The organism is Burkholderia lata, from assembly GCF_902499335.1.
Taxonomy (GTDB): Bacteria; Pseudomonadota; Gammaproteobacteria; order Burkholderiales; family Burkholderiaceae; genus Burkholderia; species Burkholderia lata_B.
The window spans coordinates 133608-146619 of the sequence record NZ_CABVQK010000012.1 but is presented as its reverse complement, the minus strand read 5'-3'; the positions used below and the strand labels follow the sequence as shown (position 1 = coordinate 146619).

The 13012-nt window shown below is 68.6% G+C and carries 10 protein-coding genes and 2 riboswitches; of the genes, 7 read left to right on the top strand and 3 right to left on the bottom strand.

The window, feature by feature from the left end; translation table 11 throughout:
• The first annotated feature begins 74 nt into the window (after window positions 1-74).
• Window positions 75-177: riboswitch (glycine riboswitch) on the top strand.
• A 33-nt stretch (window positions 178-210) separates the two neighbouring features.
• Window positions 211-344: riboswitch (glycine riboswitch) on the top strand.
• 84 nt (window positions 345-428) lie between these two features.
• From gcvT to BCO18175_RS27805, 5 genes are all read left to right on the top strand, one after another.
• The gene (gcvT, locus tag BCO18175_RS27825) at window positions 429-1547 is read left to right on the top strand and encodes a glycine cleavage system aminomethyltransferase GcvT (RefSeq protein ID WP_174985834.1); all 1119 of its coding nucleotides are present in this window, start codon (window positions 429-431) and stop codon (window positions 1545-1547) included.
• A 118-nt stretch (window positions 1548-1665) separates the two neighbouring features.
• Window positions 1666-2046, top strand: a complete 381-nt coding sequence (gene gcvH / locus BCO18175_RS27820) for a glycine cleavage system protein GcvH (protein ID WP_174985833.1) — start codon at window positions 1666-1668, stop codon at window positions 2044-2046.
• Between the two features lie 143 nt (window positions 2047-2189).
• The gene (gene gcvP / locus BCO18175_RS27815) at window positions 2190-5117 is read left to right on the top strand and encodes an aminomethyl-transferring glycine dehydrogenase (protein ID WP_174985831.1); all 2928 of its coding nucleotides are present in this window, start codon (window positions 2190-2192) and stop codon (window positions 5115-5117) included.
• 151 nt (window positions 5118-5268) lie between these two features.
• Window positions 5269-6405, top strand: coding sequence for an alginate lyase family protein (locus tag BCO18175_RS27810; protein WP_174985829.1), 1137 nt, complete (start codon window positions 5269-5271; stop codon window positions 6403-6405).
• A gap of 30 nt (window positions 6406-6435) precedes the next feature.
• Window positions 6436-7824: an L-serine ammonia-lyase gene (locus tag BCO18175_RS27805; RefSeq protein ID WP_174985827.1), complete on the top strand. Its 1389-nt coding sequence runs from the start codon at window positions 6436-6438 to the stop codon at window positions 7822-7824.
• Window positions 7825-7891: 67 nt separating this feature from the next.
• Here BCO18175_RS27805 and BCO18175_RS27800 read toward each other — a convergent pair whose 3' ends face one another.
• Both BCO18175_RS27800 and vapB read right to left on the bottom strand, forming a co-directional pair.
• Entirely contained in the window at window positions 7892-8293 is a 402-nt protein-coding gene (locus BCO18175_RS27800) for a type II toxin-antitoxin system VapC family toxin (RefSeq protein ID WP_174985825.1), read from the bottom strand.
• Complete coding sequence (vapB, locus tag BCO18175_RS27795) at window positions 8293-8529, bottom strand: type II toxin-antitoxin system VapB family antitoxin (RefSeq protein ID WP_174985823.1); 237 nt, start codon at window positions 8527-8529, stop codon at window positions 8293-8295. The genes BCO18175_RS27800 and vapB overlap by 1 nt, the downstream gene beginning before the upstream one ends.
• A gap of 361 nt (window positions 8530-8890) precedes the next feature.
• On the opposite strand from vapB, the gene BCO18175_RS27790 reads away from it, so the two are divergent.
• Entirely contained in the window at window positions 8891-10594 is a 1704-nt protein-coding gene (locus BCO18175_RS27790; protein ID WP_174985821.1) for a thiamine pyrophosphate-binding protein, read from the top strand.
• A complete protein-coding gene (locus BCO18175_RS27785) occupies window positions 10591-11688 on the top strand; it encodes an ADP-heptose--LPS heptosyltransferase (protein WP_174985819.1) in 1098 nt (365 codons plus the stop codon). Before BCO18175_RS27790 ends, BCO18175_RS27785 begins: the two co-directional genes overlap by 4 nt.
• Before the next feature lie 115 nt (window positions 11689-11803).
• Here BCO18175_RS27785 and BCO18175_RS27780 read toward each other — a convergent pair whose 3' ends face one another.
• Entirely contained in the window at window positions 11804-12838 is a 1035-nt protein-coding gene (locus BCO18175_RS27780; protein WP_174985817.1) for a helix-turn-helix domain-containing protein, read from the bottom strand.
• Between the last annotated feature and the right edge of the window lie 174 nt (window positions 12839-13012).

Sequence of the window (13012 nt, the reverse complement as noted above, 5' to 3'; positions counted from 1 at the left end):
GGCTGCCGCCGCTTGTCGCGAAGCGACATTCTTTTGCTCAAATTGACAAGGCCCACCCGCTCGCGTACAGTCGCCCGCACGCGTCGGGAGAGCGTGTCACCGTGCTGTTTCAACACCGGTTGCACCGCCGAAGGGGCACACCCGCAAACTCTCAGGCAAAAGGACCGACCGCGTCGGGGAATCCCGTCCGCGCATTGCGCGGGCCCACTCTCCCCGCACTCTGGAGAGCGGCAGTAGCCCGCAGCGCATCAGCTGCGCGGGCAAGCTGCCCACCGAAGGGGCGCGCGTTCGCCAGGCTTGGCCGGCAGCGCAATCTCTCAGGTATCGAGGACAGAGGGGCATGTACCGGATCGCTCGCAGGCCGTCGGCCGCGGTGGTCGGCACATGGCCGTTCTGATCCGCGCGCAAGCGCCTTGCCTGAGGCCTCGATGACTGCACTGAATCACACCCCGCTCAACGCCGCGCACCGCGCGCTCAATGCCCGCATGGTCGACTTCGGCGGCTGGGACATGCCCGTCAACTACGGCTCGCAGATCGAAGAACATGAAGCCGTGCGCACCGACGCCGGCGTGTTCGACGTGTCGCACATGTGCGTCGTCGATTTCACCGGCAGCCGCGTGCGCGCGTTCTTCGAGCATGCGATCGCGAACAACGTCGGCAAGCTCAAGACGCCCGGCAAGGCACTCTACTCGTGCCTGCTCAATCCGCAGGGCGGCGTCATCGACGACCTGATCGTCTATTACTTCACCGAAGAATTCTTCCGCGTCGTCGTCAACGCCGGCACGGCCGAGAAAGACATCGCGTGGTTCAACCAGCTGAACGAGCAAGGCGGCTTCGGCGTCACCATCACGCCGCGCCGCGATTTCGCGATCGTCGCCGTTCAGGGCCCGAACGCACGCGAAAAGGCCTGGTCGACCGTGCCCGCCGCGCGTGCCGCGACGAGCGAACTGAAGCCGTTCAATGCCGCACAGGTCGCCGGCACGCCGTTCGGCGATCTCACCGTCGCGCGCACCGGCTACACCGGTGAAGACGGCTTCGAAGTGATCGTCCCGGCCGTGCACGTCGAAGCGCTGTGGAACGCGCTGCAGCAAAACGGCGTGCGCCCGTGCGGGCTCGGCGCACGCGACACGCTGCGCCTCGAGGCCGGCATGAACCTGTACGGCCAGGACATGGACGACACCGTCTCGCCGCTCGACGCGGGCCTCGCGTGGACGGTCGACCTCTCCGCGCCGCGCGACTTCGTCGGCCGCGCCGCACTGGAAGCCAACGGCACCCGCGCCGCGTTCGTCGGCCTGATCCTGCAAAAGGAAAACGGCAAGGCGGGCGGCGTGCTGCGCGCGCACCAGAAAGTCGTCACGCCGCACGGCGAAGGCGAGATCACGAGCGGCACGTTCTCGCCGTCGATGCAGGAATCGATCGCGTTCGCGCGCGTGCCGGCGGCCGTCCAGATCGGCGACCTGGTCCAGGTGCAAATTCGAGACAAGAATCTTCCCGCGCGCGTGGTAAAACTGCCGTTCGTGCGCAACGGCAAGGTCCTCGCTGCGTAACGGCCGGGAGGCCCGCCTCCCGGGAAGCCGGGAGATGGCGCCCGGCGCAACACCACACCCGGCGCGCCCCGGCGGCGCGCCAGCAAAACGAACAAACCCTTTAAATCAGGAGCATCCGATGAGCAACGTCCCGGCCGATCTGAAATACACCGACGAACACGAATGGATCCGCACCGAAGCAGACGGCACGCTGTCGATCGGCATCACCGATCACGCGCAGAACACGCTTGGCGACATCGTGTTCCTCGAGCTGCCGAAAGTCGGCACGCAGGTCAAGGCAGGCGACGCGATCGGCGTCGTCGAGTCGGTGAAAGCCGCGTCGGACATCTACTCGCCCGTGACCGGCGAAGTCGTCGCGATCAACACCGACGTGGTCGACACGCCGGAAGACGTGAATGGCGATGCGTATGACGCATGGCTGTTCAAGATCAAGCTCGCGGCCGGCGCATCGACCGACAGCCTGCTCGACGCTGCCGCCTACAGCAAGCTGATCGACTAACCCTCCCTGAATCGCGCGGGGCCGGTCAGCCGCCCTGCCCCGCGCGGAACCCGGGCCGGCGTCAAGCGCCGCCCCGGGTCGACCGCAAAGCATGGGGCCCGAGTCAGCGCTGCAGCGCTCGCCTGGGCCGACCAAGGAACGCCATGAAGCTCGAACACCCGGACCGCCTGATGAACCGCACGCCCCTCTCGCTCGCCGCGCTCGAAACGCACGACGCGTTCGCCGAACGCCACATCGGCCCCGACGCCGCCAGCCAGCAGGCAATGCTCGACACGCTCGGCTTCGCGTCGCGCGCCGCCCTGATCGACGCCGTGATCCCGGCCTCGATCCGCCGCGCCGAAACGCTGCCGCTCGGCCCGTTCGCGCAGCCGAAGAGCGAGGCCGAAGCCCTCGCCGCGCTGCGGGTTCTCGCGGACAAGAACCAGGTGTTCCGCTCCTATATCGGTCAGGGTTACCACGACACGCACACGCCGGCCGTCATCCTGCGCAACGTGCTCGAAAACCCGGCGTGGTACACGGCCTACACGCCGTACCAGCCCGAAATTTCCCAGGGCCGCCTCGAGGCGCTCCTGAACTTCCAGCAGATGGTCGCCGACCTCACGGGCCTCGCGATCTCGAACGCATCGCTGCTCGATGAAGCCACCGCCGCCGCCGAAGCGATGACGCTGCTGCAGCGCACCGGCAAGCCGACGTCGAACGTGTTCTACGTCGCCGACGACGTGCTGCCGCAAACGCTCGAAGTGATCCGCACGCGCGCGCTGCCGGTCGGCATCGAGGTCAAGACGGGCCCGGCCGCCGACGCTGCGCAATCGAATGCGTTCGGCGTGCTGCTGCAGTACCCGGGCGTGAACGGCGACGTGCGCGACTACCGCGCGCTCACCGAAGCGATCCACGCGGCCGGCGGCCACGTGGTCGTCGCGGCCGACCTGCTCGCGCTGACCGTGCTCACGCCGCCCGGCGACTGGGGCGCGGACGTCGCGATCGGCAACACGCAGCGCTTCGGCGTGCCGATGGGCTTCGGCGGCCCGCACGCCGCGTATCTCGCGGTGCGTGACGAATTCAAGCGCCAGATGCCGGGCCGCCTCGTCGGCGTGACGGTCGACGCGCAAGGCAAGCCCGCGCTGCGCCTCGCGCTGCAGACGCGCGAACAGCACATCCGCCGCGAGAAGGCGACGTCGAACGTGTGTACCGCGCAGGCGCTGCTCGCGATCATGGCCAGCATGTACGCGGTCTACCACGGCCCGCACGGCCTGAAGACGATCGCGCTGCGCGTGAACCGCATCGCGGCACTGCTAGCCGCCGGCGTGAAACAGCTCGGCTTCGCGACCGTGAACGACACGTTCTTCGACACGCTGACGATCGACACCGGCGCGCGCACCGCGCAGGTTCACGAATTCGCGAAGGCGAAGCGCATCAACCTGCGCCGCGTGAGCGACACGCAAGTCGGCGTATCGGTCGACGAAACGACGACGCGCGACGACCTCGCCGATCTCCTCGCCGTGTTCGCGCAAGCCGCGGGCGGCACCGCACCGGCCGTCGACGCGCTGGACGCGGGCCTCGCCGGCGTCGCCGCGCTGCCGGCCGGCCTCGAGCGCACGAGCGCGTACCTGACGCACCACGTGTTCAACCGCCACCATTCCGAAACCGAAATGCTGCGCTACCTGCGCAGCCTGTCGGACAAGGATCTCGCGCTCGACCGCTCGATGATCCCGCTCGGCTCGTGCACGATGAAGCTGAACGCGACGTCGGAAATGCTGCCCGTCACGTGGCCCGAATTCGGCGGCATCCACCCGTTCGCACCGGCCGACCAGACCGTCGGCTACCGCGAGATGATCGACCAGCTCGAGCAGATGCTCGTTGCGGCCACCGGCTACGCAGCCGTGTCGCTGCAGCCGAACGCGGGCTCGCAGGGCGAGTACGCGGGCCTGCTGATCATCCACGCTTACCACGCATCGCGCGGCGAAGCCCATCGCGACGTGTGCCTGATCCCGGCGTCCGCCCACGGCACGAACCCGGCATCCGCGCACATGGCCGGCATGAAGGTCGTGGTCGTCGCATGCGACGCGCAGGGCAACGTCGACATCGCCGACCTGAAGGCGAAGGCCGACGAGCACGCGAAGGACCTCGCGGCGATCATGATCACGTATCCGTCGACGCACGGCGTGTTCGAGCAGAACGTCCGCGAGATCTGCGAGATCGTCCATGCGCACGGCGGCCAGGTGTACGTCGACGGCGCGAACATGAACGCGATGGTCGGCCTGACCGCGCCGGGCCAGTTCGGCGGCGACGTGTCGCACCTGAACCTGCACAAGACCTTCTGCATCCCGCACGGCGGTGGCGGCCCGGGCGTCGGCCCGGTCGCGGTCGGCGCGCACCTCGCGAAATTCCTGCCGAACCAGCGTTCGACCGGCTACACGCGTGAAGAAGACGGCATCGGCGCGGTATCGGCCGCCCCGTACGGCTCGGCGTCGATCCTGCCGATCTCGTGGATGTACATCGCGATGATGGGCGCGAAGAACCTGACCGCCGCGACGGAAACCGCGATCCTCAACGCGAACTACATCGCGAAGCGCCTCGCGCCGCACTACCCGGTGCTGTATTCGGGCCCGGGCGGGCTGGTCGCGCACGAGTGCATTCTCGACCTGCGTCCGATCAAGGAATCGAGCGGCATCAGCGTCGACGACGTCGCGAAACGCCTGATGGACTACGGCTTCCATGCGCCGACGATGAGCTTCCCGGTGCCGGGCACGCTGATGGTCGAGCCGACCGAATCGGAATCGCAGGAGGAACTCGACCGCTTCATCGCCGCGATGATCGCGATCCGCGACGAAATCCGTGCAGTCGAGGAAGGCCGCGCCGACCGCGAGGACAACCCGCTGCGTCACGCACCGCACACGGCAGCCGTCGTCACCGCGAACGAATGGCCGCACGCGTACTCGCGCGAGCAGGCTGCGTACCCGGTCGCATCGCTCGGCACGAACAAGTACTGGCCGCCGGTCGGCCGCGCGGACAACGTCTACGGCGACCGCAACCTGTTCTGCTCGTGCGTGCCGATGTCGGAATACGCATAACGCGCGCCAGGCCAGGAACCGTCCGATGGTGAACGCACCGCACGCAACCCGGGGTTGCGTGCGGTTTTTTTGTTCGCCGCTCGAACCGGTTCACGTTCGTCCGCCAATCCGGCTAACATCACACGCGATCCAGCCAATGAAGGAGTTCCGCATGGTGCGTCCGATGTTTCCGGGCCATGGTGCAATGCAAAGGCGGCCGCGCGCGCGCCGCGTCGTGCCGATGCTCGTCGCGTCGCTGTCGTTTGCCGCCGCCGGTCTCGGCGCGTCCGGCAGCGCGCGCGCCGCGATGAATTTCTGCGCGGCGCCGGCACTGCAGGCGAGCGAGACGACACAGGCCGAGCCGGGCGTCCAGGCGCTGATCCGCAGCGTCGACGCGCGCATCGGCGAGCAGCCGAAGGCGATGGCGCGCGTGCACACCGAGGGCACGCTGCCGCACGAAGGCATCTACGACCAGAGTGCCGCCGCGCTGAAGGATCTCGACCTGATGCGCGATGCCGCGCTCGCGTGGCGCGTGACGAACGCGCCGCGCTACCTGCAGCTCGTCGACCGCTTCCTGTCCGCGTGGGTCGCGACCTACCAGCCGAGCTTCAACCCGATCGACGAGACGCGTTTCGAAAGCCTGATCGTCGCGTACGACATGACCGCGAGCGCGCTGGCGGTGAAGACCCGCAATGCGACGGCCGCGTTCATCGCGAAGCTCGGCGCCGGCTATGTCGCGCAGATCGACGCGCAGAAGCGCCCGCTCACCGGTACCTGGCGCAACAACTGGCAGAGCCACCGAATCAAGCTGATCGCGCTGTCCGCGTTCACGCTCGGCGACCGCAAGATGATGAACGCCGCGCAGCGGCTGTTCGTCGAGCATCTCGCCGACAACATCGGCCCGGACGGCAAGACCTGGGACTTCGAGGAACGCGATGCGCTGCACTACGCGGTCTATGACCTGCAGCCGCTGGTGACGGCCGCGCTCGCCGCGCGCCGCTTCAACCGCAACTGGCTGCGCGAACGGGGCGCGAACGGCGCGACGCTCGCGGCCGCGCTCGACTGGCTCGTGCCGTACGCGCTCGGCGAGAAAACGCACGAGGAATTCGTGAATTCGCCGGTGCCGTTCGACGCGAAGCGCCGCGAGGCCGGCCTGCCGGGCTACACGGGGCAGTGGGACCCGAAAAACGCCACCGAACTCTTTCATCTGGCCGCGCGGCTCGACGGGCGCTATGCCCGCGTCGCGCAGCAGCTTTCCCCAACGCCGCCCGCATGGCTCGCCGCGTGCCTGCCATTGCAGGCGCGCTAGCATTATTCTTATAGCAAGGCAGGAATCAACATGGCAGTCAGCGTCTTTGACCTCTTCAAGATTGGTATCGGTCCGTCCAGCTCGCATACGGTCGGGCCGATGCGCGCGGCGCTGATGTTCGTCCAGGGCCTCGAACGCGACGGGCAGCTCGACGCAACGGCCCACGTGAAGGTCGAGCTGTACGGCTCGCTCGGCGCGACCGGCAAGGGCCACGGTACCGACCGCGGCGTGATGCTCGGCCTGCTCGGCGACGCGCCCGACACCGTCGATCCCGAAACCATCGACGCGCGACTGGAAGACGTCCGCAAATCGAAGAAGCTCGCGCTGCTCGGCACGCATCCGGTGCCGTTCGTGCTGAAGGAGAACATCGCGTTCTACCGCCAGGCGCTGCCCGAGCACCCGAACGGGATGAAACTGCGCGCGTCCGACGCGAGCGGCAACGTGCTGGTCGAACGCACCTACCTGTCGGTCGGCGGCGGCTTCGTCGTGACGGCCGGCGCACCGAACACGAAGGTGCTGAGCGCGGCCGAGCAGATGACGCACCCGTTCCGCACCGGCGCCGAGCTGCTCGCGCTGACCGAGTCGACCGGCAAGTCGATCGCGCAGCTGATGTGGGAAAACGAGCGCGCGTGGCACACCGAGGAAGAGACGCGCGACGGTCTGCTGAAGATCTGGGCCGTGATGCAGTCGTGCGTGTCGCGCGGCTGCGGGATCGGCAACCCGGAAGCCGACGGCAACCTGCCCGGCCCGTTCCAGGTCAAGCGCCGTGCGCCGCAGCTGTACCGCACGCTGACGGGCAGCCCGGAGCGTGCGCTGCAGGATCCGCTGTCGATGATCGACTGGATCAACCTGTACGCGATCGCGGTCAACGAGGAAAACGCGGCCGGCGGCCGGGTCGTCACCGCGCCGACCAACGGCGCGGCCGGCATCATCCCGGCTGTGCTGCACTACTACACGCGCTTCACGCCCGGTGCGAACGAACAGGGCGTGATCGACTTCCTGCTCACGGCCGCCGCGATCGGCATTCTTTACAAGCTCAACGCGTCGATCTCCGGTGCGGAAGTCGGCTGCCAGGGCGAAGTGGGCGTCGCGTGCTCGATGGCAGCCGGCGCGCTCGCGGCCGTGCTCGGCGGCACGCCGCGCCAGGTCGAGAACGCGGCCGAGATCGGGATGGAACACAATCTCGGCCTCACCTGCGACCCGGTCGGCGGGATGGTGCAGATCCCGTGCATCGAGCGCAACGCGATGGCGTCGGTGAAGGCGGTCAACGCGGCGCGCATGGCGCTGCGCGGCGACGGCTCGCACTACGTGTCGCTCGACTCGGTGATCAAGACGATGCGCGAAACCGGCGCCGACATGAAGACGAAGTACAAGGAAACGTCGCGCGGCGGGCTGGCGGTGAATATCGTCGAGTGCTGATGCCGGATCCGGTGGCCACGCGAGATGGATCAATATCCCGCATGACCGCCGGACACGGTACCCGGCACTAATCGTCCAGCCAGTTCTCCAGTCGCAATCCCGGATAGCTGTCGAAATCCCGCTCGTTGTTGGTCACGAGGACGACATCGAGCGACACCGCATGAGCGGCGATCAGCTTGTCGAGGTGATCCTTCTTCCGCTCGCGGGTTGCCTCGCGGACCGGGCCGTACGCTTGCGCGGCCGCGACGTCGAACGGTGCGACCGGAATGTCGCCGATCAGCGCGGCAAGATTGCAGCGTTCCCGCGCAGGGCTCGCGCACGTCGTGACGCCGTACTCGAGCTCTGCGTACGTGATCGCCGACATCACGACGTCGCCCGTGTAGCACTGCGCAAACCGTCTCGCAACCTGCTCCGGCTGATTCTTCATCAGGTAGATGCACATGTTGGTGTCGAGCATGTAGCGCGGCATCACAAACCCTCGCGTTCGGCCTGCTCGTGGTCGCCACGCCCTTCGGCCATGAAATCCGGCCCGAATTTCGCGAACTTCTCGAGGACGTTAGTCAAAGGCCGCCGCGCCGGACGAATACGGATTTCGTCACCGATCCGCTCGATTTCGAGTTCGATATCACTGCGCTCATAGGCAAGGTCGGCAGGAATTCGCACGGCCTGCGAGTTGCCGTTCCGAAATACCTTCGTCGTATGCATGTCGCCCCCAACATCCGGATGTACTGTGGATGTACAGTATATCCGCTCGGCCGACGATGTAAATCCATGTGTGTACATGCGCACTCACCTCGGTTTCGATTTGAAAGCGAACGCCGGCACGCCGTTCTTTTCATTCCGGATAGGGCACCACCTGCGGCGCCCACGGCAAGCGGGCCGGCTCGACATTCGTAGCGCTCGATTTTTCAGTGTCGGCGATGCACGCACAAGCTGGCCGTTCGGCCGAAACCGACGTGCGTGCCCTGAATCCCTACGTGTTCCGACACTTTTCACCGGCCGGCGTACCGGCGCCCCCTCAACGGGCGTAAGCTGTACGTCCCGCTACCCAGGGAGACGGCAGCCCATGTCGCATTCCAAGGATCTCGAGCAGCACGCCACCACCGGCGCACGACTGCTCGTCGATGCGTTGCTCGCCAATCACGTCGAACGCGTGTTCTGCGTGCCGGGCGAGAGTTTCCTCGCCGTACTCGATGCGCTGGCGGACGACACCGCGCGCATCCAGACGGTCGTCTGCCGCCACGAGGCGGCTGCCGCGAACATGGCCGAGGCCGTCGGCAAGCTGACCGGCCGCCCCGGCATCGCGTTCGTCACGCGCGGGCCCGGCGCGACCCATGCGTCGATCGGCGTGCACACCGCGTTCCAGGACTCGACGCCGATGATCCTGTTCGTCGGCCAGTGCGCGCGCGAGCACCTCGACCGCGAAGCCTTCCAGGAAATCGACTACCGGCGGATGTTCGGCCAGATGGCGAAATGGGTCGCGCAGATCGACGACCCGCGCCGCATTCCCGAATATCTGAGCCATGCGTTCCATGTCGCGACGTCCGGCCGTCCCGGCCCGGTCGTGCTCGCGCTGCCGGAGGACGTGCTGTCCGAAGCGTGCGCACCGCAGCCCGTCGTGCCGACCGCGAAACGCGTCGCGGCCGCGCCGTCGGCCGCACAGGTCGACGAGCTGCGCGAGCGGCTCGCGCGCGCCGATCGGCCGTTTGCAATCGTCGGCGGCAGCGGCTGGACGCCCGACGCGTGCGCGAACCTGCGCACCTTCGTCGAGCGCTGGCAGTTGCCGGTGGCCTGCGCGTTCCGCTACCAGGACACGATCGACAACGCGCACCCGAACTACGCGGGCGACGTCGGGCTCGGGATCAACCCCGCGCTCGCGAAGCGCATCCGCGACGCCGACCTGCTGCTCGTGATCGGGCCGCGCCTCGGCGAAGCAACGACCGGCGGCTACACGCTGCTCGACATCCCGAAGACGCGCCAGACGCTGATCCACGTGCACCAGGGCGCGGACGAGCTCGGCCGCGTGTATGCGGCCGACCTGCCGATCGTGTCGGGCATGCCCGAGATCGCCGCGCCGCTCGCCGCGCTCGAAGCACCCGAGCACCCCGCCTGGGCCGGCACGGCCGCCGACGCGCATCGCGCGTATCGCGAATGGCATGCGCCGCTGCCGATGCCCGGCGACGTCCAGCTCGGCGACGTGATGGTGCAGTTGCGCGAGCGCCTGCCGCATGACGCGATCCTCACCAACGGCGCCGGCAACTATGCGATCTGGTTGCATCGCCACTTCGCGTACCGGCACTTCCGCTCGCAGCTCGCACCGACCAGTGGCGCGATGGGCTACGGCGTGCCGGCCGCGCTTGCCGCGAAGTCGTTGTATCCGTCGCGCGCCGTCGTCGCGCTCGCGGGCGACGGCTGCTTCATGATGGCCGGCAACGAGCTCGCGACCGCGATGCAGTACGGGCTGAACATCGTCGTGATTGTCGTCAACAACGGGCATTTCGGCACGATCCGCATGCATCAGGAGCGCAACTACCCGGGACGCGTGCACGGCACGGGGCTCACGAATCCCGATTTCGCCGCGTATGCGCGCGCGTTCGGCGCGCATGGCGAGACCGTCGAGCGCACCGCCGATTTCGCGCCCGCGCTCGAACGCGCGCTGACCTGCGGGCTGCCCGCGCTGATCGAGATCCGCATCCCGCAGGACGCCAGCACGCCGGCCGCGACACTCGAGCAGATCCGCGAACAGGGCCGCCGCGCGCGCGGCGGATGACGGTGGACACGCACGCCGCGCCGCCCGGCGTCGCGCTGTCGCACGACGACGCACTCGCGTTCCCCGGCACGCTGCTCGCGCCGGACGGCACGCTCGTCGCGCCTTACGACCTCGAGTACGGCGGCGCGCGTGCCGTCGGCCACGTGCCGGCCGCGCCCGCGCGCGGCCTGCTGCACGCCGCGCACCAGCCGTTCCGGCTCGACTACGACAGCGCACGGCACGTGCACGTGATCAACGGGATGGGCGTCACGCTCGGCGATTCGGTGATCGGGCTCACGGCCCTCGCCGCGCTGCGCGCCGCGCACCCGGGCCTGCACTTCACGCTGTATCGACCGGCCTGTGCGCCGGGTTATGTCGAGGCGCTGTATGCGCTCGCGGCCGACATCGTCGCGCCGTCGCACGCGCTGCCGTACCCCGCCGGCGCGCTGCCGGCGGACGCGCCGTGCATCGACGTCGGCAATCACCTGTACTGGCCCGCGTTCGCGCGGCTGCCGATGATCGATTTCTTCCTCGACGCGCTCGGCGTGGAACCCGCGTCGGTGCCTACGTCTGCCAAGCGCAACCGCTGGCTCGCGCAGTTGCCGCTGCCGGCGTTGCCTGCGCAATGGCAGCGCCCGTATGTGCTGTTCTGCGCGACCGCGAGCACCGCGTTGCGCAGCGTGCCGCCGGCACTGCAGGCAACGATCGTCGAGCAGCTCGTGCAGCGCTACGGGTTGCCGGTAGCCGGGTTCTGGCCCGTCGCGCATCCCGCGTATGTCGACGTGAGCGCCGATGCGGCCGGCGGTACGGCCCGGTTCATTGCATGGGTCAAGGGTGCCAGCCTGCTGTTCGCGCCCGACACGGCCGCGCTGCATCTCGCCGACGGTTTCGACGTGCCGACGCTCGCGTGCTTCACGTCGATCGGGCCGGCGCTGCGCGTGCGCGACTATCCGCATTGCGTGCCGGTCGCGCTCGACGTGCCCGCCGAATTGCGCGGCGTGCATCGCAGCGAGCGGCCGGCCGATCTCGCGGTGGTCGAAGCCGCCTATCGCGCGATCGACTGGGATGCGCTGGCGTGGCCCGCGCCGCGCAAAGCGGCGACTACGGCCGAATAGGGAAACGGTGCGGCGGCCGGTTGCGAGGCTGAAAACGTAGCTGCGTGTACGAGCCGCCTGAGCCTGAGCCTGAGCCGATGCCGAAACCAGAACCGCGTCGACTACCGCCCCGCGCTCACCCCACCGCCACCATCACCGCGCGATCGCGCAGCGTCTCCGACGGCCGCTTGCCGAACAGCCGCCGGTAATCGGTCGCGAACTGGCTGAGATGCCAGAAGCCCCACGCCTCCGCCACGTCCTGCACCGAGCCGGCCGCGCGGCCGCACAGGTCACGCCGCGCGCCGTTCAACCGCAGCGTGCGCAAATAGGTAGCGGGCGCCATGCCGAGCACGTCCTGGAAACAGTACTGCAGCGTGCGCCGGCTCACGTGCAACTGCTCGCACAGCTCGGGCACGCCGACCGGGCGCGTGCGGTGCGCGAGCACGTAGTCGCGTGCCTGTTCGACGATCCAGCGGCGCATCGACGGCGCACGGCCGGCGGCGTCGTCGGCCGGTTGCGCGCACACGTCGAACAGCGCGGCCAGCACCTCGGCCTGCAGGTCGTCGCGCTGCGCGTCGGCCAGCGGGCCGGCCATCGCCACGGCCCCGTCGAGCCGGCGGCCGAGCAGCGCACACAGGCGCGCGAGCCGCGCATCGCCGACCTGCATCACGCGTTGCGTGAACAGCCGCTCGTCGAGCGCGCAGCGCTCGACCTCCTCCGCATAGCGGCGCAGCACGTCGCCGCGCACGACGACGCCGTAGATCGAGAACTGCGCGGGCGTCACCAGCTCGAATTCGACGTTGCCGGGCCGGAATGCGAGCGCACCGGGCCCGATGCGGCACGCATCGACGCGCGCGGTGCCGTCGCTTACGAGCGGGATGCCGAACCAGTACGCATCGCCGCGCACCTCGCACGCCTGGCGCAGCAGGTGGCTCGTCGATTCGCGAAACAGTTTCATCGTGTCGAGCGGCAGCTCGGTCAGCGTGCCGACGAAGCGGCCAGCCGCGAGCTGGTCGTAGGTCTGCCGCCAGCCGATCAGGTTGCGCGCCTGCTCGTCGGCGTCATGTGCGACGCTGACGACCGCCTGCCCGGCCAGCGCATCGTCACCCTGCGCGTTGCGCCGCGTGTCTTCGGCCGTCGGTTCTTCGCTGTACGCCACGTGTTGGTCCATCGTGTCCTCCCTCACCTGCCCGGAACCGCGCCTGTCACGCAAGTCCCGTGCCGAACCGCGGGGTCCGGCGAACAGCCCGTCATTCCACGTCGCCCAGCCGGTACGCGCCATCCGGGCGCACCCGAACGCAGCGTGCCGCGCACGCCGCCGGTGCGATCCGCGCGACGACCGCGC